General features: G+C 52.7%; 20 protein-coding genes and 1 tRNA gene. 13 read left to right on the top strand and 8 right to left on the bottom strand.

Annotation, left to right across the window (positions count from 1 at the left end):
• The first annotated feature begins 16 nt into the window (after positions 1–16).
• The 4 genes from infC (at position 17) to ACORNT_RS06925 (ending at position 5410) form a co-directional block, all read left to right on the top strand.
• Positions 17–538: a translation initiation factor IF-3 gene (infC, locus tag ACORNT_RS06940; RefSeq protein ID WP_321397269.1), complete on the top strand. Its 522-nt coding sequence runs from the start codon at positions 17–19 to the stop codon at positions 536–538.
• 98 nt (positions 539–636) lie between these two features.
• Positions 637–834, top strand: a complete 198-nt coding sequence (locus tag ACORNT_RS06935) for a hypothetical protein (protein ID WP_321397267.1) — start codon at positions 637–639, stop codon at positions 832–834.
• Between the two features lie 399 nt (positions 835–1233).
• Positions 1234–2298 carry an efflux RND transporter periplasmic adaptor subunit gene (locus tag ACORNT_RS06930; protein ID WP_321397264.1) on the top strand — a complete coding sequence of 355 codons (1065 nt, stop codon included), beginning with the start codon at positions 1234–1236 and terminating at the stop codon, positions 2296–2298.
• A 4-nt stretch (positions 2299–2302) separates the two neighbouring features.
• Positions 2303–5410, top strand: a complete 3108-nt coding sequence (locus tag ACORNT_RS06925) for an efflux RND transporter permease subunit (protein ID WP_321397262.1) — start codon at positions 2303–2305, stop codon at positions 5408–5410.
• A gap of 24 nt (positions 5411–5434) precedes the next feature.
• Here the strand turns inward: ACORNT_RS06925 and ACORNT_RS06920 are convergent, their stop codons facing one another.
• Entirely contained in the window at positions 5435–6364 is a 930-nt protein-coding gene (locus ACORNT_RS06920) for a TraB/GumN family protein (RefSeq protein WP_321397261.1), read from the bottom strand.
• Positions 6365–6652: 288 nt separating this feature from the next.
• Here ACORNT_RS06920 and rpmI point away from each other — a divergent pair, with 288 nt between their 5' ends.
• The 7 genes from rpmI to lepA all read left to right on the top strand — a co-directional run bounded on the left by rpmI (position 6653) and on the right by lepA (position 14842).
• Entirely contained in the window at positions 6653–6850 is a 198-nt protein-coding gene (rpmI, locus tag ACORNT_RS06915; protein WP_321397258.1) for a 50S ribosomal protein L35, read from the top strand.
• 11 nt (positions 6851–6861) lie between these two features.
• Positions 6862–7224 (top strand): 50S ribosomal protein L20, encoded by a 363-nt coding sequence (gene rplT / locus ACORNT_RS06910; protein ID WP_321397256.1) that lies wholly within the window; start codon positions 6862–6864, stop codon positions 7222–7224.
• Between the two features lie 96 nt (positions 7225–7320).
• Positions 7321–8397: a phenylalanine--tRNA ligase subunit alpha gene (gene pheS, locus ACORNT_RS06905; RefSeq protein WP_321397254.1), complete on the top strand. Its 1077-nt coding sequence runs from the start codon at positions 7321–7323 to the stop codon at positions 8395–8397.
• Between the two features lie 20 nt (positions 8398–8417).
• Entirely contained in the window at positions 8418–10808 is a 2391-nt protein-coding gene (gene pheT / locus ACORNT_RS06900; protein ID WP_321397251.1) for a phenylalanine--tRNA ligase subunit beta, read from the top strand.
• A 144-nt stretch (positions 10809–10952) separates the two neighbouring features.
• Positions 10953–11972 (top strand): methyltransferase domain-containing protein, encoded by a 1020-nt coding sequence (locus ACORNT_RS06895; RefSeq protein ID WP_321397249.1) that lies wholly within the window; start codon positions 10953–10955, stop codon positions 11970–11972.
• Between the two features lie 30 nt (positions 11973–12002).
• Positions 12003–12965 (top strand): class I SAM-dependent methyltransferase, encoded by a 963-nt coding sequence (locus tag ACORNT_RS06890; RefSeq protein ID WP_321397245.1) that lies wholly within the window; start codon positions 12003–12005, stop codon positions 12963–12965.
• A 71-nt stretch (positions 12966–13036) separates the two neighbouring features.
• Positions 13037–14842 carry a translation elongation factor 4 gene (gene lepA, locus ACORNT_RS06885; RefSeq protein ID WP_321397242.1) on the top strand — a complete coding sequence of 602 codons (1806 nt, stop codon included), beginning with the start codon at positions 13037–13039 and terminating at the stop codon, positions 14840–14842.
• 53 nt (positions 14843–14895) lie between these two features.
• Here lepA and ACORNT_RS06880 read toward each other — a convergent pair whose 3' ends face one another.
• The 3 genes from ACORNT_RS06880 to ACORNT_RS06870 all read right to left on the bottom strand — a co-directional run bounded on the left by ACORNT_RS06880 (position 14896) and on the right by ACORNT_RS06870 (position 16747).
• Positions 14896–15915 carry an isoaspartyl peptidase/L-asparaginase gene (locus ACORNT_RS06880; RefSeq protein WP_321397239.1) on the bottom strand — a complete coding sequence of 340 codons (1020 nt, stop codon included), beginning with the start codon at positions 15913–15915 and terminating at the stop codon, positions 14896–14898.
• 193 nt (positions 15916–16108) lie between these two features.
• The gene (gene rpmF, locus ACORNT_RS06875; protein WP_139942114.1) at positions 16109–16294 is read right to left on the bottom strand and encodes a 50S ribosomal protein L32; all 186 of its coding nucleotides are present in this window, start codon (positions 16292–16294) and stop codon (positions 16109–16111) included.
• 156 nt (positions 16295–16450) lie between these two features.
• Positions 16451–16747, bottom strand: coding sequence for a hypothetical protein (locus ACORNT_RS06870; RefSeq protein WP_321397227.1), 297 nt, complete (start codon positions 16745–16747; stop codon positions 16451–16453).
• A 150-nt stretch (positions 16748–16897) separates the two neighbouring features.
• Between ACORNT_RS06870 and ACORNT_RS06865 the strand changes: the two genes are divergently transcribed.
• Positions 16898–16985: transfer RNA gene (locus ACORNT_RS06865), tRNA-Ser, on the top strand.
• 31 nt (positions 16986–17016) lie between these two features.
• Here the strand turns inward: ACORNT_RS06865 and ACORNT_RS06860 are convergent.
• The 4 genes from ACORNT_RS06860 to dgcA all read right to left on the bottom strand — a co-directional run bounded on the left by ACORNT_RS06860 (position 17017) and on the right by dgcA (position 21486).
• The gene (locus ACORNT_RS06860; RefSeq protein ID WP_321397225.1) at positions 17017–18405 is read right to left on the bottom strand and encodes an MBL fold metallo-hydrolase; all 1389 of its coding nucleotides are present in this window, start codon (positions 18403–18405) and stop codon (positions 17017–17019) included.
• 52 nt (positions 18406–18457) lie between these two features.
• Positions 18458–18961, bottom strand: coding sequence for a BCAM0308 family protein (locus ACORNT_RS06855; RefSeq protein WP_321397222.1), 504 nt, complete (start codon positions 18959–18961; stop codon positions 18458–18460).
• A 261-nt stretch (positions 18962–19222) separates the two neighbouring features.
• Positions 19223–20398: a M14 family metallopeptidase gene (locus ACORNT_RS06850; RefSeq protein ID WP_321397219.1), complete on the bottom strand. Its 1176-nt coding sequence runs from the start codon at positions 20396–20398 to the stop codon at positions 19223–19225.
• A gap of 77 nt (positions 20399–20475) precedes the next feature.
• On the bottom strand, positions 20476–21486 hold the full coding sequence (dgcA, locus tag ACORNT_RS06845; RefSeq protein WP_321397215.1) for an N-acetyl-D-Glu racemase DgcA: 1011 nt from the start codon (positions 21484–21486) through the stop codon (positions 20476–20478).
• Between the two features lie 215 nt (positions 21487–21701).
• On the opposite strand from dgcA, the gene ACORNT_RS06840 reads away from it, so the two are divergent.
• Positions 21702–22427 (top strand): SapC family protein, encoded by a 726-nt coding sequence (locus ACORNT_RS06840; RefSeq protein WP_321397211.1) that lies wholly within the window; start codon positions 21702–21704, stop codon positions 22425–22427.
• The last annotated feature ends 170 nt before the right edge of the window (positions 22428–22597 follow it).

Raw genomic sequence — 22597 nt, 5'->3', positions numbered from 1 at the left:
AATAGCTAGACGACCAATGTCATCCCCGCCCGCCCATAAAGGCCCAAGGGTCAACGACGATATAAACGTAACCGAAGTAAGACTTATTGATGCTGAAGGTGAAAACCACGGCACTGTAGACATTGCAAAAGCCCTGGAAATGGCGAAGGCAGCCGGGCTCGACCTTGTTGAAATTTCCCCGAACGCGGAACCTCCGGTCTGCAAGATACTTGATTACGGTAAATTCAAGTATGAAGCCCAGAAAAAAGCCAGTCTGGCCCGCAAAAAGCAGAAAACCATCGACGTCAAGGAAATCAAGATGCGTCCCGGTATCGAGAAGCATGACTATGACGTCAAGATGCGTTCCATTGACAAGTTCCTTTCTGCCGGCGACAAGGTCAAGGTTACGCTGAGATTCCGCGGACGTGAAATGGCGCACCAGGAACTCGGCATGGAAGTCCTGCAAAGGGTCAAGGCCGACTTCGCAGACCGGGTGAAAATTGAACAGCACCCGAAGCTGGAAGGCCGTCAGATGATTATGATTATGGCCCCGAAATAATCAGGTCAAATTTTGCATAAATAATTATTGCGCTGCAGCAAAAGCAGGTCTATGAAAGGCCTGCTTTTTTGTTTGTAAATTTTGAACGAGTATCTGCAATGCGCGAATTTACTTCTCCCGTCCTTTTCCTGATCAACTTCGTCCTCTGCCTGCTGTTGCTTGCTGTTGCCTGGACACCGATGGTCTTTGTCTATGCCGCCATGATCGGCGTACCGGTCATGTTCGGAATTCTTTTCAACATTGCTTTCATGCCGGTGTTGCGGGGAACCGAACCAGCCCGAGTCGGCAATTATTAATCTGCATCCCTGAAATAATAGCCTGAAATACCAGCACTTTTGGGATGAGAATATTTTTGGTGTATACTTTATTCAGGTGTACGCCCATAGGTCGTACATTATAGCGCGCTGATACGGGTCAGCTGAACGTAACAACGACGCTATAGGAGCAAACCCGCCAGCGGCAAACTGCCCGGCGGGTTTTTCCGTTAAGACAGGATAATGACAATCACACTTTCGTGATCAAAAGCAAATCCGCGACGGGTATAAATTCCGTATCACGTATGATATCCAGAATCATATAAGGTGCGGAAATCGTACAGAAACGCCATTCTCGACTTTGTCTACCCGCGTGTTCGGCCTATACTCCGCATCAAGAAATCAGTATCTGTTCAACAGATCGATATAAAAGGAAATATAATGATCTTCAGGGGTTTGTTCATTGTACTTGTTCTGGCCGCCGGTGCAGTTGCGGCATATATGTTTTGGGGGCAGGAAAATCGTGAAACCACCCGCCAGGCGGGAGAACGTGTCGTTCAGGTTATCGCCAACGAGGTGATAAAGGATCAGTTTGTCGACACCGTGGAAGCACTGGGAACGACCAAAGCCAATGAATCCGTCGTTCTGACCACCACCATCACAGACAAGGTTTCTGCCATTCATTTCACAGACGGTATGTTTGTGAAAAAAGGAACCGTGCTCGCCACCCTGATCACTGAAGAGGAGCAGGCCGACCTGCGCAATGCCGAAGCCAATTTTGACGAACAGGAACGGGAACTGAAACGTGTTCGCGGCCTGGTCGAAGCAAAGACCCTGGCCACCGCACGCCTGGATGCTCAGAAAACCCTTTATGAAAAGGCCCTCGCCCAGTTACAGATTGCCCACGCCCGGATCCGGGATCGCCAGATCATCGCTCCCTTTGACGGCAAACTGGGTATCCGGCAGATTAGTGTCGGCGCCCTTGTCACCCCCGGTACAGTCATTACGACAATCGATGATCTGTCCGTCATAAAAGTTGATTTCACTGTTCCCGAGGCCTTCCTCTCAGTCCTGAAAGAAGGCCAGAGCATTGAAGCAAGATCAGAAGCCTATGACCGGCTTTTCAAAGGGCTGGTAACAACTATCGACACCCGGGTAAACCCCACTTCGAGGGCGGTGACGGTGCGCGCGGAAATTCCCAATGACGAGCTGTTACTCCGGCCGGGCATGCTGCTGAGTATTGACCTGATCAAGAACCGGGCCCAGTCAATCATGATTCCCGAGGAATCCATCATCAATTATGAAGACCGGAAATATGTTTTTGTCGTGCAGAAAGATAATACCGTTTCCCGCCGCCAGGTTGAGACGGGCCGCCGCCGCCCCGGTGCAGTCGAGGTGCTGTCGGGACTGCAGGTCGGGGAACTGGTCGTCAGCCAGGGGCTGCTGAAAATTCAGGACGGCACACGCGTCAGCGTCAAGTCGCCTGAACCGGCAAGCGGAGAATAATCCTATGATTTTGTCAGATGTTTCCGTTGACCGCCCCGTCTTCGCCACAGTCATCAGCCTGTTGCTGATCACTTTCGGGGTGATGAGTTTTCTGGATCTGCCCCTGCGGCAATATCCTGACGTAAATCCGCCGGTCATTTCCATTCGCACAAACTATCCCGGCGCCTCTGCCCAGGTCGTGGAGACAAAAGTCACCCAGATGATCGAGGACCGGATCAGCGGCGTCGAAGGTATCAAGACCATATCCGCAAGCAGTACTGACGGACGTTCGTCCATTACCATCCAGTTTTCCATCAACCGGGATCTGGACGAGGCCGCCAGTGATATCCGCCAGCGTGTCTCGACAGTGCTGAATAATCTGCCCGATGAAGCCGATCCGCCTGAAGTCACAAAAGATGATGAAAATGACGATCCGATCATGTGGCTTAATCTGCGCAGCACGACCATGGACACGCTCAAGCTGGCCGATTATGCGCAACGTTATATTGTCGACCGGCTGTCCAGCATAGATGGTGTCGCCAGGGTCCGCACCTCGACCTCCACCTATGCCATGCGCCTGTGGCTGGACCGGGAAAAAATGGCGGCTCGCGGCATCACCGCCAGCGACATTGAAACCGCCCTGCGCACGGAAAATGTGGAATTGCCGGCCGGACGTCTGGAATCCTCTGAACGGGAATTCACTGTAAGGATGAGTCGGGAATATGAAAAACCCGAAGATTTTTCCCAGCTTGTTATCAAACAGAATGAAGACGGCCATCTGACGCGGATCGGTGACGTTGCGCAGGTTGAACTCGGCGCCGAACAATACCGGGCCGAGATGCACAGTAACGGCGATTATATGGTGGGTCTCGGGATTATCAAACAATCCAAGGGAAATACCCTTGATGTCGCCCTGGCTGTCAAGGCCGAGCGCCTGAAACTTAACCAGTCCCTGCCTGCAGGTACCGAAATCGGCATGAGCTACGACAGCTCCCGCTTCATTGAGGAAGCCATCAACGAAGTATATAAAACTTTCGCCATTGCCATGGTTCTTGTGGTGGCTGTAATCTATCTGTTTCTCGGCAGTGTCCGCGCCATGCTTATTCCCGCTGTGACAGTGCCGGTGTCGATTACGGCCTCCTTTATTTTTCTGAATATGGCCGGTTTCTCCGTCAATCTCCTGACCCTGCTGGCGCTTGTTTTGTCCATCGGGCTGGTCGTGGACGATGCCATTCTGGTGCTGGAAAATATTTACCGGCGCGTGGAAAATGGCGAACCGCCCCTGCTTGCTGCCTATCATGGCGCCAGGGAAGTGGGGTTTGCCGTGATTGCCACAACCCTTGTGCTGATTGCCGTCTTTGTACCCATCGTCTTTATCGAGGGGGAAACCGGGCGTATGTTCACAGAATTCTCCCTGGCTATGGCCGCCGCCGTCGGATTTTCCTCGGTGGTTGCCCTGTCCCTGTCGCCAATGCTGTGCTCCAAGCTTCTGAAAAAAAAGAAGCATGAAAACGCCTTTCATACAGGTGTGAACATTGGCTTCAAAAAGCTTGAACAGGCTTATAAAAACCTTCTGGAGTGGTTATTAAAGCGATACTGGATTGTTCTGGCGACAATGGCCGGTGTGCTTATCCTGGCCGTCGTCCTGTTTCGCGGCCTGCCGTCGGAGTTCATGCCTCTCGAAGACCAGGGTGTTGTCTATATCATCGCCAAAGGTCCCGAAGGCAGCAGTTACGAGACCATGTATGAAAAAATGTTCAATGTGGAAAAGGACCTCCTTACCTATGTTGATGCAGGCGAAGCCTTTAACGTGATTGTCCGGGTTCCCGGTTTCGGCAGCAGGGGCGTCAATTCAGGGATCGGCATTTTCCGGCTCGTGGAATGGGATGAACGTGACCGTTCCGCCCAGGAAATCCGGGACGAATTGCAGCAAAAGCTGGCAAGCCATATCGACCTGCGACTGTTTGTCACCATGCCAACCGGTATTCGCCGTGGTTCGGGTCAACCGGTACAGTTCGTCTTGCAGGGAACGGATTATGCCGAACTGGCCCGCTGGCGCGACATCATGCTGACGGAAATTGCAGATTACCCCGGAATATCCGGTGCGGATAGTGACTATAAGGAAACCAAACCCCAGATCCTGGTCGATATCAACCGCGATCGTGCGGCTGACCTTGGCGTATCCGTCGCAACAATCGGACGCACCCTGGAAACCATGATGGGATCCCGGGAAGTGACAACATTTGTCTCGGGGGGCGAAGAATATCCGGTCATGCTGGAAGGCCGTAAAGGTGCGACCCAGACTCCCGATGACATGTCCAACATCTATGTGCGCTCCGACCGTACCGGTGATCTCATTCCCATATCCAACCTTGTCAGCCTGAAAGAGATCGGCAGCGCCTCTGACCTCAAACGTTTCAATCGCCTGCGCTCCATCACCATCTCGGCCAGCGTCAATCCCGGATATACTCTGGGCGAAGTTCTCGACTATCTTGAAGATACAGCCAGAACCCATCTTCCTGCCACAGCGAGTATTGATTATAACGGGGAGAGCCGGGACTTCAGGGAAGCAGGAAAGTCCATCTATCTGGTATTCGGTATGGCCCTTGTGGTGGTGTTTCTGGTTCTGGCGGCACAGTTTGAAAGCTTCCGCCATCCCTTTATCATCCTGCTGACGGTACCCTTCGCCATGACCGGCGCCTTTCTCGGCCTGAAATTGACCGGACAATCCCTCAATATTTACAGCCAGATCGGGATTATCATGCTAGTGGGCCTCGCCGCCAAGAACGGCATCCTGATTGTGGAATTCGCCAACCAGCTACGCGACAAGGGAGAGGAGTTCATGGAAGCCCTTCTTGAAGCCTCCCGCAAGCGCCTGCGGCCTATTGTCATGACTTCAATTACCACGGTCATGGGATCCGTGGCGCTGGTTCTGGGCACCGGCGCCGGCGCCGAAACACGATTTGTCATTGGCGTCGTTGTAATCAGCGGCGTGCTGATCGGAACTTTTTTCACCCTGTTCATTGTCCCTGTGGCTTATATGATCCTGGCGCGGGGAAGCAGCTCGCCAGGAGCCATTAAGGCAGAACGGCTGAAAATTCAGAAAGAAATGAGAGAGGGGCAGGCGGAATAACGCCTGCTCCCACGCTGGCCGGGACTAGCGGATACGTTCAATCCGGTAGCCTTTTTCCTCCAGCATGTGCAAGACACTGTCCTCACCGACCAGGTGGGCCATGCCGACAACAATCATAACCGTGCCGCCGGTTTCAATGAATTCAGCGATTTTGGGAACCCAGTTGCGGTTGCGATTGACCAGAAGTGCCTCATACATGGAGGGATAAGCCTTCATTTCCTCCAGCATGGTACCTGCAATCTGCTCGTCATCACCCGACGCCCAGGCGGAAATATAGCTGTTCATATAATCGTCGAACTGGTCCATTTTATCGAGCGTATCGCTCAACATGTCCGTCTGGACATCCAGCGGATGATGGGACAGTGCTTCAATCTGTTCTTTGGCAGTCTCAAGACCGGTAATGGTTTTGCCTTCACTTCCTGCAAGTCCCTGCAGGAAGTGATCAACGCCGCTCGCGGGATCCAGGCCATTGGCGACAATCGTCTGGACAGAAAGCATAATGGCCAGATACCAAGGCTGGAGGCGGGCCACCTGAGCTTCGGAAAGTCCCAGCGGCAGGGCAAGCTTCAGGGCCTTCTGATAGCGTTCCTCATCCAGCAGGCCATTCAGGGTATAGCCCTGCGGCAACATGGAGTTTGTCATCATCACCATGGCGATTTCACCCTGGCTCTGGGCATCCATGACAGTCTCCAGAACCAGTGTGCCTGATTCCCTGAAGGCTTTCTCTATATCACCCTGATACCAGGTCAGTTCCTTTGGAAGCACATGAAAAGAACCCAGGAAATAGACCTTGGCGTCTTCTTTCTCCACCATCCACAAGGCAGGCGTTGCAGTTGTCGGCAGACTTTCACCGGCATGAACCGCCGGCCCCGAATAAACCAGAATAACAATCAGGAACGCCGTTATCTTTCGGCTGAAGCCGTGACTTAACCTCTGTATTATTGAAAAGAGCATATCTGAAAACACCTTTAATTTTGTTCTTTTTCCTGCCCGCAACTATAAAGGAGCGGTTCCGGACCTGTATATGCCTAAAATAAAGTGCGTCTGTGAACACATTGTAAAATGTCTGAAAAGTTTGAAATTATGACCCGAATTTTTGCCCCTGAATCCCCTTGCAATTGGCCATAAAGGGCGTTATAAGCCTTGCTTCCGTTGGATGGTCTGGCCATGGAAGGGCATGCCTCGCCATCCGGAAAGCTTCCGCAGGCAACTGCGATTGGAATTATTGAGAAGGAAAGCTAAATGCCCAAACTGAAAACTAAAAGTGGCGCCAAAAAGCGCTTCAAACTTACCGCCAGTGGTAAAGTGCGTTCTGGCCAGGCCGGCAAACAGCACGGCATGATCAAGCGTACTAACAAACAGATCAGAAACCAGCGCGGTACGACCATCCTGTCAGACCAGGATGCCCGTATCGTCAAGAAGTTTCTGCCCTACGGCTAAGGAGAAGCAAAATGGCACACGTCAAACGCGGCGTCACATCGCACGCCAAACATAAAAAAGTTATCAAGGCGGCCAAAGGTTATCGCGGTCGTCGCAAGAACACCATCCGCGTCGCCAAACAGGCCGTGGAGAAAGCCGGTCAGTACGCTTATCGGGACAGGAAAGTCCGGAAGCGTCAGTTCCGTGCCCTGTGGATCCAGCGCATCAATGCGGCTGCCCGCCTGCACGACCTGACCTACTCACGATTTATGAACGGCCTGAAACTCGCAGGCGTCGAACTTGACCGCAAAGTTCTGGCCGATCTGGCCGTTCGCGAACCCGAAGCCTTTAAAGCCCTGGCAACCCAGGCAGAGTCTGCTCTTAACGCAGCCTAGGCTAACGGTTCATTTCAAGTTTGAAGGGGCCTGCTCTTGGCAGCAGGTCCCTTTTTATGTATGCACTAGGTGTAAAAGACAAAAACGGGTGTAAAAATGGAAGATCTCCAGTCACTGGAACAGGAAATCCTCGGACAGATAAATTCCGCAAACGATATTGAAACCCTCGAGGAAATCAGGGTCTCGGCGCTTGGCAAAAAAGGCCGTGTCAGCCTGATGATGCGCGAGCTGGGCAAAATGACGCCTGAGGAAAAGAAAGAATTCGGGCCGAAACTCAATATGCTGAAGAACGGTCTGAATGATTCCATCAGCGGACGCCGCGATATCCTGGAAGACGAGATCCTCAACCAGCGCCTGCAGTCCGAAAAACTGGATATCACCCTGCCCGCCGTTCCGGCTGAACCGGGCAGCATTCATCCGATCAGCCAGGTGGTTGACGAGGTCACCGAGATTTTCACCGAAATGGGCTTCAGTGTTGCCGAAGGCCCGGAAATCGAGGAAGATTTATATAACTTTACCGCGCTCAATATTCCGGCGGAGCACCCGGCACGGCAGATGCATGACACCTTTTATCTGCCGGAAGACGAAGAAGGCAACCGCAAGGTTCTGCGCACCCATACCTCGCCGGTGCAGATCCGCACCATGATGAGCGGCAAGCCGCCGTTCCGGATCATCGCCCCCGGCCGGACCTATCGCTGTGATTCAGATGCCACCCATACCCCCATGTTCCACCAGGTCGAAGCCCTGGTCGTGGACAAGGATATCAATATGGGTCACCTGAAATGGTGTATTGAGGAGTTCTGCCGCAAGTTCTTTGAAGTCGACAATGTAAAAACCCGTTTCCGGCCGAGCTATTTCCCCTTCACCGAACCCAGCGCCGAAATGGACATCGGCTGCGCCTTTATGGGCGATGAAATCCGTATCGGAGAAGGCGACGACTGGCTGGAAATCCTCGGCTGCGGCATGGTCAACCCGCGCGTTCTCGAAAATGTAGGCCTTGATCCCAACGAATATCAGGGTTTCGCCTTTGGTATGGGGCTGGACCGTATCGCCATGCTGAAATGGGGAATCCCGGATCTGCGGGATTTCTTCGCCGCCGACCTGCGCTGGCTGAAACATTATGGTTTTGCCGCGCTGGATATTCCGGCGCTGAGCACCCAGGGCGTTAAATAGAAAAAGGCAGAGTAAGTATCATGAAATTCACCCTTTCCTGGCTTAAGGACTATCTGGATACGGATGCGGACCTGGACACCATCACCGAAAAGCTGACGGCGATCGGTCTGGAAATTGAGGAAGTTGAAAATCCGGCTGATACACTGAAGCCCTTTGTCATCGCCGAAGTGCTGGAAGCGGTCCAGCATCCCGATGCAGACAAACTGCGCGTCTGCAAGGTCAATACCGGCACCGAAGTGTTGCAGGTGGTTTGCGGCGCCCCTAATGCGAGAACCGGCCTCAAGGGCGCCTTTGCCCCTTCCGGCGCGGTCATCCCGACAAATGGCATGAAACTGAAACCCACCAAAATCCGCGGCGTGGAAAGCAACGGCATGCTGTGCTCGGAACGGGAGCTTGGCCTCGGTGAAGACCATGACGGCATTATCGACCTGCCGTCGGATGCACCTGTCGGCACCCCCTTCGCCGACTATGCGGGTCTTAATGATCCGGTTATCGAAATCGCCATTACACCCAACCGGCAGGATGCCCTTGGCGTCTACGGCATTGCCCGTGACCTGGCCGCCGCCGGTCTCGGCAGCCTGAAAGAACCTTCCTTCGAGAAAGTTACCGGCAAGGGTGAGAGCCCGGTCAAAGTTGTCATCGAAACGACAGAACAATGCCCGGTCTTCGCCGGTCGTTACATCAAAGGTGTGAAAAACGGACCGAGCCCGGACTGGCTGCAGAAACGTCTGAAATCCATTGGCCTCCGGCCCATTTCGACCCTGGTTGATATCACCAACTATATCACCTATGACATGGCGCGTCCGTTGCATGTCTATGACGCCGATCGCCTGCAGGGAGATATCGTTGTGCGTCAGACAAAGGACGGGGAAACCCTCTCCGCCCTCAACGATAACGAATACACTCTGCAGGCCGGGGCCTGCGCCATCACCGACAACAGCGGCGTCATCGGTCTGGGCGGCATTATCGGCGGCACCTCCACCGGCTGTGAGGAAGATACCGTCAATGTCTTCCTCGAATGCGCCTGGTTCGATCCGATCGCCATTGCCATGGCCGGTCGCAAGCTGGGCATCGACAGTGATGCCCGCTACCGGTTTGAGCGTGGTGTAGACCCTGAAAGTGTGCTCCCGGGCATTGAACAGGCCACCCGCATGATCATCGATCTTTGCGGCGGTGAAGCCAGCGATATTTTCCTGGCCGGTAAAGTACCGGATATTACAAAAACCGTTCAGGTCCGGCCGGAGCGCATCCGCTCCCTTGGTGGTGTTGACGTTTCGGAAGGCGAAATCATTGATATCCTCGGACGCCTCGGTTTCGGTGTGGAAAAGAAGAATGGTGTGTTGAAGGTAACCACCCCGTCCTGGCGCTGTGACATTGACGGCGAAGCCGACTTCGTTGAGGAAGTTTTGCGCATTCATGGCTTCGAGCATATTCCGTCCATACCGCTCCCGAATTCCAGTCGGGAGATCGAGACCGGTCTCAGCCCGCTGCAGAAACGGGTCCGGCTGGCCAAGCGCACAGCCGCGGAACTCGGCCTGAAAGAAGCAGTGACCTGGTCCTTCCTGCCGTCTGACCAGGTCAGCCTGTTTGCGGAGCTCAAACCGGAGCTGGTTCTGGACAACCCGATCAGCAGCGACCTGGACGCCATGCGTCCAAACCTTCTGCCTAACCTGATCACCGCCGCCAGCCGCAATATCGACCGGGGATTCAAGAATGTTGCCCTGTTCGAGGCCGGTAGCCAGTTTGCCAGTGATACGCCGGACGGCCAGAGCCTTGTCCTGGCGGGCATTCGCCGGGGCCAGACCGGCCCCCGCCACTGGAAACAGGCCCCGGAAGATGTATCTGTCTTCCAGGCAAAGGCCGATGCGGAAGCCATTTTACGCAACGCCGGGGCAAAAATTGACAACGCCCAGGTCGTGGCGGAAGCACCAGGCTGGTATCATCCCGGTCGAAGTGGCGTGATCCGGCTTGGTCCCAAGAATATACTGGCCTATTTCGGGGAAGTTCATCCCAAAGTGTTGAAGGCACTGGATGTAAAGGGCCCGCTGGTCGCCTTCGAAATCATGCTGGAAAATATCCCCCTGCCTAAAGGCAAGGGCGGCAACAGCCGTGGCCCCCTGAAAGCTTCGGACTATCAGGCGGTGGAACGCGACTTTGCCTTTGTCGTAGACCAGAATGTCGCCGCAGCGGATATCGTCCGGGCAGCCCGCAGCGCCGAGAAAAAACTGATCGACGATGTGAGTATTTTTGACGTCTATCAGGGACAGGGTGTTGCCGAGGGCTGGAAATCGGTCGCGGTCAGCATTCGTCTGCAACCGGATGATCGCACCCTGACGGATGATGAGATTGATCAGATTGCGTCAAAGGTCATTGATGCTGTCCGTAAAGCGACCGGCGGCAGCCTGAGATAATATTAATTAGTAAGAATATTCTTTCATAAAAGGTTCTGCCTGGGGAAATGGCAGAATCTTTTGCATTTTCAGCCATTAACCATATTTAAAGGGCTTAAAACTAGTATATCCCCATGAAGTTGTAACAGTTCCTGGGGAAATGGAATGGCTGACGCCCAAAAATCGGAAAAGATCCCTCTCAAGTTACGCCTGAAGGCCTGGTGGGAGGGATATGACGTAAATGAGATGAAGGACCGGCTTAAAAAAGACGGCCCTGAAGAAGACGCCAGCGGCGGAGAGCCGTCCGCTGATGATGAAGGCACGCCTCAAGCCGTACCTGCCCCCAAGGCTGCCGTTTCCGAAAGCGCAGACCGTCTGAGCGGCAACCTGGCCGTCCTGCCCTGGGACGACACGCGCATGGAAGTCTCCCAGCTTGTCTGGGGTCAGGGATATTGCGGGCCGGGGGGACCCGAGCATATTAAAGCCATGTCAAAGCTTCTGGCCATGACACCTGAAATGAGCGCCGCGGTGATTGGTGCCGGGCTTGGCGGCCCCTGCCGGGTCATGGCGGAGGAATTCGGTGTCTGGATCACAGGATATGAAGAATCCCCGGAACTTGCCAAAAAGGGCATGAGCATTTCGACCATGGCCGGGCTGGGTAAAAAAGCCGAGATTTCCTCCTACGACCCTACTGCCGAGGACCCTTTCAACAGACGTTTTGACAGAGCCTTCGCCAAGGAAGCCCTGTATACGGTGAAAGATAAAACCAACCTTATCAGCAAAATGTACGAGAAACTCAAGGACGATGCCCTTTTTCTGATCACCGATTACACATTGTCCGGTCCGGAAGTTCTGGAAGACGATAATGTACAGAAATGGCTGAAGCAGGAAATCAACCGTCCCTATCCTGTAACCGCGGAAATGATGGCTGCCCTTCTTGAAAAAGCTGGCTTCATGATCCGGGTGAACGAAGATATTTCGGACCTCTATATTGAATTGATTGCCAAGAGCTGGGCCAATGCTGACAAAATTGCTGCCGTCCTGGCGTCAGATAACGGCGAGAATTGCCCCGAAATCGGCGTCTTGATGAAGGAAGCTTCCTTCTGGTCCCTGAGAGCCAAACTTCTAAGGGAAAAGAAAGTTCATGTCTGGCGCCTGCTTGCCTATAAGCCGGCCGAGAACTAGGAACGTAACGTGGCGGAACCGGACAAAAATATGAAGAACATCAAGGTACCACTTCGCTGGCGCCTCAAGGCCTGGTGGGAAGGTTATGATGTTGCAGACATGGAAGCCAAACTCCGTGCACGAAACGGTAATGCTACCTATGAGGACCTGACCAGGGAAGAACCCGCAGAAGTCGTGACACGTGACGTGGAAAACGAAAAATTCAGCTGGAGCGACGCGCGTATCCAGGTGGCCCAGCTCATCTGGGGTAACGGATATTGCGGGCCGGGCGGACCCGAAAATGTCATCGCCATGTCGAAACTTCTCGCCCTGTCTCCCAAACAGAGCGCCATGGTTATTGGCGCCGGTCTGGGTGGTCCAGCCCGGGTCCTGGCCCAGGAGTTCGGGGTCTGGATCAGCGGCTATGAACATTCCGAACAACTGGCCGCAAAAGGCATGCATATGTCGGTCAAGGCAGGGCTCGAAAAAAAGGCGCCCATTTATTTTAAAGATTTCGATGAAATCGAACCCTTTGATCGCAACTTCGATCGGGCTTATTCCAAGGAAGCTTTTTTTACGATCGAAAAGAAAGCGGAACTTCTGCACGAAGTCTTCAAAAACCTGAAAGAAGACAGTCTGTTTCTCATCACGGACTATGTCGTCAGGGACGCAGAGGCTCTGCAGGATCCTGATGTACAAAAATGGCTCAGGCAGGAACCCCTTGATCCTTTCCCGGTGACATCTGACGTCATGGCCCAACACCTCAAAGATGCCGGTTTCAACCTCCGGGTCAATGAGGATATCACCGATCAGTATATTGAACTGATCCAGGATGCCTGGGCCGACGCTGACCAGGTAGTCAAATCATTATCTTCCAAAGGCCCCGAAGCCGCCGAGAATCTTCAGGCTATCATGAAAGAAGCGCAATTCTGGTCACAGCGAACCAAAATTATGCGCAGCGGACATCTCCAGGTACACCGTTATCTGGCCCATAAACCCACACAAATCAGATAGCGGTCGAAAAAAAGCATAGTCCCTCACATCACGCTTGTATCTCTATGGCAAGGAGTGATAAAAGCGCCTTCATGACTGATTTAGACAAAATTAGAAACTTCTCGATTGTTGCCCATATCGATCACGGCAAATCCACCCTTGCTGATCGTATGATCCAGTTTTGCGGCGGCCTGACCGACCGTGAGATGAAGGAACAGGTTCTGGACAGCATGGACATCGAGCGGGAACGCGGCATCACCATCAAGGCCCAGACCGTCCGCCTGGAATATAAGGCCCATGATGGGGAAACCTACGTCCTCAACCTGATGGATACGCCCGGCCATGTGGACTTCGCCTATGAAGTCAGCCGCTGCCTCTATGCCTGTGAAGGATCCCTGCTTGTCGTTGATTCCAGCCAGGGGGTTGAGGCACAGACCCTGGCCAATGTCTATCAGGCCATCGAAAACGATCATGAAATTGTCCCGGTACTCAACAAGATCGACCTTCCGGCTGCTGAACCTGAACGGGTTCGTGAACAGATCGAGGATGTCATCGGTATCGACGCATCGGAAGCCATTCTTGCGTCGGCAAAAACAGGACAGGGCATTGAGGATCTGCTGGAAAGCCTTGTGCATAAACTGCCGGCGCCGAAAGGCAACCGGGAGGCTCCGCTCAAAGCACTGCTGGTAGACAGCTGGTACGATTCCTACCTTGGCGTGATGGTTCTGGTCCGCATCATTGACGGCGTGATGAAAAAAGGCCAGCGCATTAAAATGATGGCAGCAGGTTCGGACCATATCATCGACCGGGTCGGTGTTTTCACCCCCAAGGAAAACATGGTAAGCGAACTTGGCCCGGGCGAGGTCGGATTTTTCACAGCCTCTATCAAGGAAGTGGCCCAGACCCATGTGGGTGATACCATTACCGATTACAAAAAGCCCTGTGAAAAGGCGTTGCCGGGCTTTAAACCTGTACAGAGTGTGGTTTTCTGCGGTCTGTTCCCGGCTGACACCGCCGAATTTGAAAACCTGCGCGAAAGCATGCACAAACTTCGTCTGAATGACGCCAGCTTCGAATTTGAAACCGAAACCAGCGCCGCCCTCGGTTACGGATTCCGTTGCGGTTTTCTCGGCATGCTGCACCTGGAGATTATCCAGGAACGGCTCATGCGTGAGTTTGACCTGGATATTATCACAACCTCGCCCAGTGTGGTCTACAAACTGCACATGAACGACGGTACCCTGAAGGAACTTCACAATCCTGCCGACATGCCTGACCCGGTCAAGGTCAAGGAAATCGAGGAACCCTGGATCAGGGCCACTATCCTTGTGCCTGACGAATATCTGGGACCGGTCCTGACCCTGTGCCAAGACAAGCGCGGTGAACAGGTTGAGCTGACCTATGCCGGCAACCGGGCCATGGTGGTCTATAAGCTCCCCCTCAACGAAGTGGTTTATGATTTCTACGACCGGCTCAAGTCCATCAGCCGCGGCTATGCCAGCTTTGACTATCAGATGGATGAATACAGGGTCGGTGACCTGGTCAAAATGTCAATCCTTGTGAACGGGGAACCGGTGGATGCGCTGAGTGTCATGGTTCACCGCAGCCAGTCGGAATATCGCGGCCGGGCGCTCTGCGAACGACTGAAGGACTTGATCCCGAGACAGCTTTTCAAAATCCCGATTCAGGCTGCCATCGGCGGCAAGGTGATCGCCCGCGAAACCATTTCCGCCATGCGCAAGGATGTGACCGCCAAATGTTATGGCGGCGATATCACCCGTAAACGCAAGCTTCTGGAAAAACAGAAGAAGGGTAAGAAAAAGATGCGTATGTACGGCAAGGTGGAAATCCCGCACGAAGCCTTTATCGCCGCCCTCAAAATGGGTGACGATAAATAAAACAAAACCCCGGCTGTTGAACCGGGGTTTTTCATTTGAAGCCTGATTTTCGCTCAATCCTTATAGATTTCAACCTCAGGCTTGCCTTCTTCGGTAATATAACCGCGATACATGCCCGGGGTATTGAAGGTCATGGAGATATTGCCGGCATGATCCAGGGCGATAATTCCGCCGTCCCCGCCCATTTTAACCAGTTTTTTCATAATGATCTCGTCGGCAGCTTCCTGCAGGCTCAGACCCTTGTATTCCATCAGGGCGCAAATGCTGCGGGCCACAGTGGCGCGAATGAAAAACTCTCCGTGACCGGTGGCGGAAACCCCGCAGCTGGCGTTGTCCGCATAGGTGCCTGCCCCTATAATAGGGCTGTCGCCGACACGGTGATAACGCTTGTTGGTCATGCCGCCGGTGGAGGTTCCGGCCGCCAGGTTGCCGTGCACATCAAGCGCCACCGCGCCAACTGTACCGAATTTATGATCGGGGTCTTCCGGATCCACCCCTTCGATAATATCAAAATCCTCTTCCGTATGATCCAGGGACAGCTCGTTATTTTTCAGCGCGTTCTGGAGCTGGTCCCAGCGCCGCTGGGTACGGAAATAGTCCGGATTGACAAAGTCCATACCGCGTTCGGCGGCAAACTCCTCAGCCCCCGCCCCGGTCAGCATCACATGACGGGAATGCTCCATTACCTCCCGCGCCAGGTCGATGGGATTCTTTATCCGTGTTACACCGGCGACTGCACCGGCATTCAGATCGCGGCCGTCCATAATCGAGGCATCCATCTCGTTACGGCCTTCATGGGTAAAGACCGCCCCCTTGCCGGCATTAAACAATGGCGAATTTTCCATGACATGGATGGCTGCCGTCACGGCGTCAAGTGCCTCACCGCCGCCAGCCAGCACCGACTGCCCCGCCTGCAGAGCTTCTTCGAGCTTGGCCCGATAGGCCTGCTCTTTTTCCGGCGTCATGTTTTCTTTGAGTATGGTTCCGGCACCCCCATGTATAACCAGCCTGTAGCTGGGCGTCTCAGACTCGGACGCGTGGGCGGAACCGGATGAAAGTTCCGAAATGCTCATGATTATTATCCCGATCAATAGGCAGATACGTTTGGAAAATGTCATTTTTATCTTTTCCTTGTTTTTAATCTGGAAGAATAACGCCGAAGCGCTTTAAGTCAAAGAAGAATCTTAATTTTGTATACAAAAAAAATGGGCTCCGAACATAAAAAAACCGGCTCGAAAGCCGGTTTTTTCTGAAACTCTCTACAACTTAATAGTTGTCGGAAGGTTCAAGGATCTGGCGACCGCGGTATTTACCGGTGCTCAGGTCAATGTGATGACGACGGCGCAATTCGCCGCTTTCCTGGTCTTCCACATATTTGTCCACGCTAAGGGAATCGTGAGAACGACGCTGGCCGCGGCGGGACTTGGAGATCTTACTTTTTGGAACTGCCATAGTTCTTTCCTAACTTTTTCGCCCCGCAAAGGGGTCTATTACCAACCGGAATCGGCCGCCGGGCCTGATCCCTGAATTCTGAATGGGGTCTTATCGTTAAACTGCACCGGATTGTCAAGCATTTCTTTGAGATCTGCGCTCAAAAAGACTGCAGCTTCAGGCCAGATATCGTTTGCGGCAGCTGAAAAGAAACAACACGCCCAGAACAATAAAAAATATTGTTGCCGGAATTGCCAGGAAGGGCAGGATAACGTCCTGCCAGACTCCGGGGAAACGACCGGAAACAACCAGATCCTCCAGACTCATCAGACTGCTTTCGCCCACAAGTGCCCAAAGCTCGGCCAAAGACAAAAGATCAACCTGTCGAATCTCCAGAATTCTGAGAAGATCGGCCCCGGTCACGAGCAATGCAAAGGCAAGGCAGAGATACCCCAGTAATCGACCAATAATCATTACCACATCCTAGGAATCACATTCTTTCATCAGAATATAAGCCCCGTCTGATGGCAATTTAAGGGCAACAGATGAAATAAAATAAAATAATTACAGCAGAGCCTTGCCATGTTGCGCAAGATTTTATATATCCCTCCTACCGTTCTATGCAGAGAGGTGGCCGAGTGGTTTAAGGCGCACGCCTGGAACGCGTGTTGGGCGCAAGCCCTCGAGGGTTCGAATCCCTTCCTCTCTGCCATTTTTCCCGGACAAAATTACCGAGCCAAATATTACAACCGGATGATCTGCTTGAATTCGGCTTTGGTGACCGGCGCGTCATACTCTGTTTCCAGTTTGCCGGCCAGAACATCCATTGCTTCCGGTTCGCCATGTACAAGCGCCACCGGAGGTCGACCTTCAAAGTGACCGTACCAGTCGAGAAGGCCCCGCTGATCCGCATGGGCGGATAGGCCGCCCACGGTATGAACCTGGGCTTTGACCGGATACTCCTCCCCCCACAGATGAATTGTTTTGGCGCCATCGACAAGGGCGCGACCGAGAGTGCCCCGGGCCTGAAAGCCGACAATCATCACATGAGCATCGGGGCGACCGATATTATGTTCCAGGTGCCGCTTGATCCGCCCGCCGGTACACATCCCGCTACCGGCAATGATAATAGCCCCGGATTTGATCTTGTTGATCCTGGCGGATTCCTCGGTGCGCTGGGTCATATGCAGGTTCGGCAGATCAAAGGGATCCCCGTCGGTTTCATAAATCTCCCGCGCCCGGGCATCATAAACCTTGGCATGTTTCGCATAGACTTCCGTCGCCTCAATGCCCATGGGACTGTCGAGAAAGACATCCCAATCGCCAATGCCCCACTCCCGGTAATAGCGCCTGAACATATAAAGCAGTTCCTGGGTACGTCCGACTGTAAAGGCGGGGATAAGGATATTGCCCTTGTTGCTGCGGGCATTCGATATAATCTCCCCCATCTCCTGCCAGGTTTTTTCCCAGCTCCGGTGACAACGATCACCATACGTGCTTTCCAGCACCACCAGGTCGGCCTGTGTCACAACATGCGGGTCGCGCAGGATAGGCGCCCCGCGGTGCCCGAGATCGCCGCTGAAAACAACCTTGCGTCTATGGCCGCCGTCTTCCAGTTCCAGTTCCGCGATGGCGGACCCGAGAATATGCCCCGCATCCCGTAAAGTAAGCCGGACACCGGGAAGAATTTCCACGCGCTTGTCATACTCCAGAGAATGAAAATGCTTGTGTGCCACGCGGGCTTCTTTACGGGTATAAAGGGGTTCCAGAAGCTCCTGGCCCCGACGTTCCCGTCTTTTATTTTCCCATTGGGCCTCTTTTTCGTTCAGATAGCCGGAATCCTCCAGCATGATGTCACACAGATCAGAGGTGGCCCGGTGGGTGTAGATCCTGCCCCGATAGCCCCTTTTGATCAACAGAGGCAGCCGGCCGGAATGATCCAGATGGGCGTGGGTCAGCACCACCGCATCAATTTTTTTGGGATTAAAAGGGAACGGATCATGATTGTGGCGCTCATGCTCATGACTTCCCTGAATCAGGCCACACTCGACAAGAACCCGGTAGTCACCAACCCGTAACAAATAACACGATCCAGTGACTTCCCGAGTCGCTCCAAAAAACTCTATCTGCATATATCTGTTTCTTATACTAATTATATTGTTGTTTTAGATCTTTCACGACAAATTAGCGTTCCCAGTAGACCCGGACAATTTCTGCGTCCTTGGGGGATTTTATATCGAGACTACCTTTGTAGGCATGTTCGATGGCCTCCCCGACACCGCGTGGCAGATGAACATCCGTAAAGGTCAGAACAGTGGCGCCATCCTCCTGCTCCTCAACTGCCATGAGCCGCTTGAAAGGATGTTCCTTCTTTTCCTGTTCAACCTTGTGATGCACCAAATGCATGATTTCGTCGCGATGTCCGGACAAAAATTCACCGCTCAGAGTCAAAAATCCGGCCGGCGCCTTGTCACGGATGCGTTGACAGGCAGGGCACATTTCCTCATGGGCATCTTTAGGTGCTTCAGTGACCCACTGCCACCTTCCTTTACTGAAAGCGGCGCCACACTCCGGGCATACTGTTGGTTCTGCAGGCTTGGACCGTTTCAGATAGGGATCATGAATTTCTTCCTTCATCAGGCGATTCCGGCGCTCCCCGGGGGGCACATGTCCTCCTATTCCGCTCATAACTTTCTCCTTTTTAATAATCCGCACTCAATAATATTGAACAAATTACACCGATCAGAAGACCAGATCATTTTCCATTAACCCAACATGACCGCGATAGCCCCAAGCTTCATTGATATCAGTCAAGATTGACATATAACCCAAAAAAGATTGCACGCTGAAAAAGTCTGCTGTCTCAGTGTACAGCATTTGAAGAAGAGTTTACAGAAATTCGGCAGCCCATGACCTGATATTAGATAAATAGACAATGTGCCTTCCATCTCATTCAGAAAGCATGATTTTCATCATTTCTTCGGCGGCAACAACGGCAAGCTTGCGGATATTGTCACGATCCGCCTCATCCCCCATTTCATAGGTGATGGAAGGCACACCGTAAGTGACATAAAAATACCCTTTGGAGGTTCCTTTCGTGAGGTCACTGGCGCCTGGCGCCAGTCTGAGCGGAATATCGCCAACCCTGTCCGTGACGGCTGTATGCCAGTTGACCGCGAAATTCCCGGGCGTAGTCGGATCCTCGTCCTTCTGGGTATAGAGCAGATTTTCCCAGGTGGAATGAAAATCCAGCATCAGGGCAACGGGACCCTCTTTGCCTTCGCCAAACCGCTGCAGTTCACGCCGGACAAGTTCCGTTTCCGGCTGGGTAAATCTGCCCCAGTCCCGGTTCAGGTCCTGGCCGTTCACATTGCCGCGCCAGTTGCCGCGGGCGACCCCGTCCGGGTTAATGTTGGGAACAGCAAGAATACGGTATTTTTCCCGGAACCGTCGCGCCAGGTCAGTGTCGCCAAACAGCGTTTCCATGAAAGGCACCATGGCCAGTGCCCCGGTCACTTCCGGCGGATGTTGGCGGCCAAGCAAAATTATAGTCGGCGCCTTCGGCGAAGGGACCCGGGTTTCCAGTTTGAAAACATCCCGACCTTCTGCTGACACGCCGAGCTTATATAGATCCAGAAAATCATATTCCCGGGCCGCACCCGACATCCACAGGGTATGTTGCCGATTGGTAAATATCTCCTGGCCGGCAACCCACAGGGGTTCATCCTTCTTCACCTTGACGTGAAAAAGAGCGTGTTTTTTATCTTCTGAAATTCTGAAATCCGACGCCTTCACCGAATACCATACATGCCCGTCGAGACTAAACTTGGGCCAGTAGCGATGCTCACCGTAGTCATAATTCAGAATAATAGTGATCTTTCCCGATTTCTCGCTTTCCACCCGAAAAGCGTACCAGGGACTGGGATTGATCGGCTCCTTCTCCGGCCTGATGGTCAGATAATATTCACCGTCTTTTTCCTCGCAGGCATTGATTCGGGCGGTGGGAAAATCTGTTTTGAATTTAATGCTGTCGAAATTACAGACTGCATTTTCAGCAGAGGCGGGCTGGAACAGGCCAAACAGGGCCAACGACAGGATCAGAAAATATTTTGGTGTCTTCATCATGGACGACATCTTATGTCTTTTTACAGGAGGGAGAAACAAAAAACAGGACCGTCAGCGGCGGGAACATTCGACCAACCCTATCGAATTTCCATTTTTTCGCCCCCTCCCCACAGGTCACCGGATATATTCCGGATAATGCCGTCACGGATATCAAACCCATTTTCACGATCCCTTGCCATCCACCATGGGCCATCCAGATCGATAAACTCCGCCCCGTCACACAATAATATTGCCGGCGCCATGGACAGGGACGTCGCCACCATGCAGCCAACCATCAGACCGAAGCCCTGCTCCAATGCCTGCTCCCTCAGCCTGACCGCCTCTGTCAGCCCGCCGGACTTATCCAGCTTGATGTTGATATACTGGTATTTTTCCTTAAGGGCCGGAAGATCCTTGCTGGTATGACAGGATTCATCGGCACAGACCGGCACCCCTGGATGAAACTGTCTCAGTCCTTCATCCTTTCCGGCCGGAAGGGGTTGTTCCAGAAGATCAACGCCAAGATTTTCCAATTCTGCATCCAGATCACGGATTATGTCGATGGTCCAGCTTTCATTGGGGTCCAGAATAATCCGGCTGTCCGGCGAGGCGGCCCTGACCGCACGCACGCGATCGAGAATATTTTCCTGGTCCAGCTTTACCTTCAGCAATGGCGCCCGGCTGTTTATCCGGGCCTTTTCTGCCATCTTCTCCGGCTTGTCCACACCAATGGTGATGGCGGTTTCAAGTTCTGTCGGCATCTCGAGGTCCAGAAGTTCAGCGACGGACCTGCCCTGCCAGCGGGCCATCAGATCCCACAGGGCGCAGTCCAAGGCATTGCGGGCCGCGCCGGCCGGAAGTCGCGCCAGAAGATCCTCGGGACTAACCCCTTCTTCGACCTCGGGCAAAACTTCCCCGATCTGATCAAGGACGGTTTCAATGGTCTCCCCGTATCGGGCATAGGGAACAGATTCACCATGTCCCGTCACCTGGTCACAATCAATCGAGACATGGATCACGTCTGCAGATATCTTTACACCACGGGAGATCCGGAAAGGTTCCCGTAGAGGCCAGTTTTCATGGCAAGCCGTCAGGCGTTTACCGATCATGAAATCCAATCCGTATATTTTCTTTCCTGTTGGCTGATTATGCTGACCGGGAAAATAAAAAAGTGCAACAAATTATCCAGTAGAGATAGGTTTACTGACCCATTCAGCCTTGTATTTCCACTGGAAAAGCAATACTAATGGCACGTAATAGAATGTCCGCAATCCTTCAAATAAACGCCGGACATCACAGTATCTGCAAAAATACGGGATAGAAAATGACACCTAAATTCGCTACTATCAACAATGAAACTCATCGCAAGTTCAGAATAAAAAATCATACTGATTTTGCTCATATTCAGGGTCAGCACCTCGCGCCGATAGCACTCCATGAATTTGTCAAAACTGCAACAAGCCTGCCAGTGGTTTTTGTCAAACCCCAGAATGGCGACGACTTTCACGCCGTCGTTATGATGGGCCTGAAGCCTGGTGAAAACCTTGTTACCAACGGTGGTAAATGGAATGGCATTTATATTCCGGCCAGCATAGTGATCTATCCCTTCAGCCTGGCCAGAACACCTAACGAGAATAAAGAAGAGTTTGTCCTGACAATTGATGAGAACAGTATACTGATTAGCGAAACGGAAGGGCATCCACTGTTTGATGAAGAGGGCAAAGGAACAGATTTTCTTGAGAACTGCAAAAAGACCGTAACAGAGCATTTCGATCATATTCAGGTATCGAAACATTTCATCGGCACGCTGGCGAAAAAAGACCTTATCACCGAAAGCAGCCTTTCCGTCAATTACGGAGACCAGCAGGAAAAGGTCAACATCGGAGGAATATTCTCCATCGATGAGAAAAAACTGGACGCCTTGCCAGCGGAAGAATTTGAAGAATTGCGCAAGCAAGGGCTTCTGCCAGCAATCTATGCGCAGCTGGCTTCGCTCCATCAAATTCACAGGCTTCATAACATGAGCCTGTCGGAAAATCCGGTTTCATAGTCTACGCCATTCTTTGAATGCCGATAACACCAATAAGAGCCCTGTCTGCACATGACAGGGTTGTTTCTTGGCCGAATGATAGATAATGGATTTATTTCGGACAAGATTTGCACCTATACTGCTTTACTCAGAATAAAATACAGTTAGTCAGGAATTTCAGTCCTTGCAGG

The sequence above is a fragment of the Emcibacter sp. genome (genome assembly GCF_963675455.1).
Taxonomy (GTDB): domain Bacteria; phylum Pseudomonadota; class Alphaproteobacteria; order Sphingomonadales; family Emcibacteraceae; genus Emcibacter.
This window is presented reverse-complemented; position numbering and strand designations above follow the sequence as displayed.

Bases quoted from the DNA above. Each gene is read 5' to 3' on its own strand.
- ACORNT_RS06935 (WP_321397267.1), top strand. From the start codon at position 637: ATGCGCGAATTTACTTCTCCCGTCCTTTTCCTGATCAACTTCGTCCTC.
- rplT (WP_321397256.1), top strand. From the start codon at position 6,862: ATGGCACACGTCAAACGCGGCGTCACATCGCACGCCAAACATAAAAAA.
- lepA (WP_321397242.1), top strand. From the start codon at position 13,037: ATGACTGATTTAGACAAAATTAGAAACTTCTCGATTGTTGCCCATATC.
- pheS (WP_321397254.1), top strand. From the start codon at position 7,321: ATGGAAGATCTCCAGTCACTGGAACAGGAAATCCTCGGACAGATAAAT.
- ACORNT_RS06880 (WP_321397239.1), bottom strand. From the start codon at position 15,915: ATGAGCATTTCGGAACTTTCATCCGGTTCCGCCCACGCGTCCGAGTCT.
- ACORNT_RS06850 (WP_321397219.1), bottom strand. From the start codon at position 20,398: ATGATGAAGACACCAAAATATTTTCTGATCCTGTCGTTGGCCCTGTTT.
- pheT (WP_321397251.1), top strand. From the start codon at position 8,418: ATGAAATTCACCCTTTCCTGGCTTAAGGACTATCTGGATACGGATGCG.
- ACORNT_RS06870 (WP_321397227.1), bottom strand. From the start codon at position 16,747: ATGATTATTGGTCGATTACTGGGGTATCTCTGCCTTGCCTTTGCATTG.
- ACORNT_RS06895 (WP_321397249.1), top strand. From the start codon at position 10,953: ATGGCTGACGCCCAAAAATCGGAAAAGATCCCTCTCAAGTTACGCCTG.
- dgcA (WP_321397215.1), bottom strand. From the start codon at position 21,486: ATGATCGGTAAACGCCTGACGGCTTGCCATGAAAACTGGCCTCTACGG.
- ACORNT_RS06855 (WP_321397222.1), bottom strand. From the start codon at position 18,961: ATGAGCGGAATAGGAGGACATGTGCCCCCCGGGGAGCGCCGGAATCGC.
- ACORNT_RS06860 (WP_321397225.1), bottom strand. From the start codon at position 18,405: ATGCAGATAGAGTTTTTTGGAGCGACTCGGGAAGTCACTGGATCGTGT.
- ACORNT_RS06840 (WP_321397211.1), top strand. From the start codon at position 21,702: ATGACACCTAAATTCGCTACTATCAACAATGAAACTCATCGCAAGTTC.
- ACORNT_RS06890 (WP_321397245.1), top strand. From the start codon at position 12,003: ATGAAGAACATCAAGGTACCACTTCGCTGGCGCCTCAAGGCCTGGTGG.
- ACORNT_RS06930 (WP_321397264.1), top strand. From the start codon at position 1,234: ATGATCTTCAGGGGTTTGTTCATTGTACTTGTTCTGGCCGCCGGTGCA.
- rpmI (WP_321397258.1), top strand. From the start codon at position 6,653: ATGCCCAAACTGAAAACTAAAAGTGGCGCCAAAAAGCGCTTCAAACTT.
- rpmF (WP_139942114.1), bottom strand. From the start codon at position 16,294: ATGGCAGTTCCAAAAAGTAAGATCTCCAAGTCCCGCCGCGGCCAGCGT.
- infC (WP_321397269.1), top strand. From the start codon at position 17: ATGTCATCCCCGCCCGCCCATAAAGGCCCAAGGGTCAACGACGATATA.
- ACORNT_RS06925 (WP_321397262.1), top strand. From the start codon at position 2,303: ATGATTTTGTCAGATGTTTCCGTTGACCGCCCCGTCTTCGCCACAGTC.
- ACORNT_RS06920 (WP_321397261.1), bottom strand. From the start codon at position 6,364: ATGCTCTTTTCAATAATACAGAGGTTAAGTCACGGCTTCAGCCGAAAG.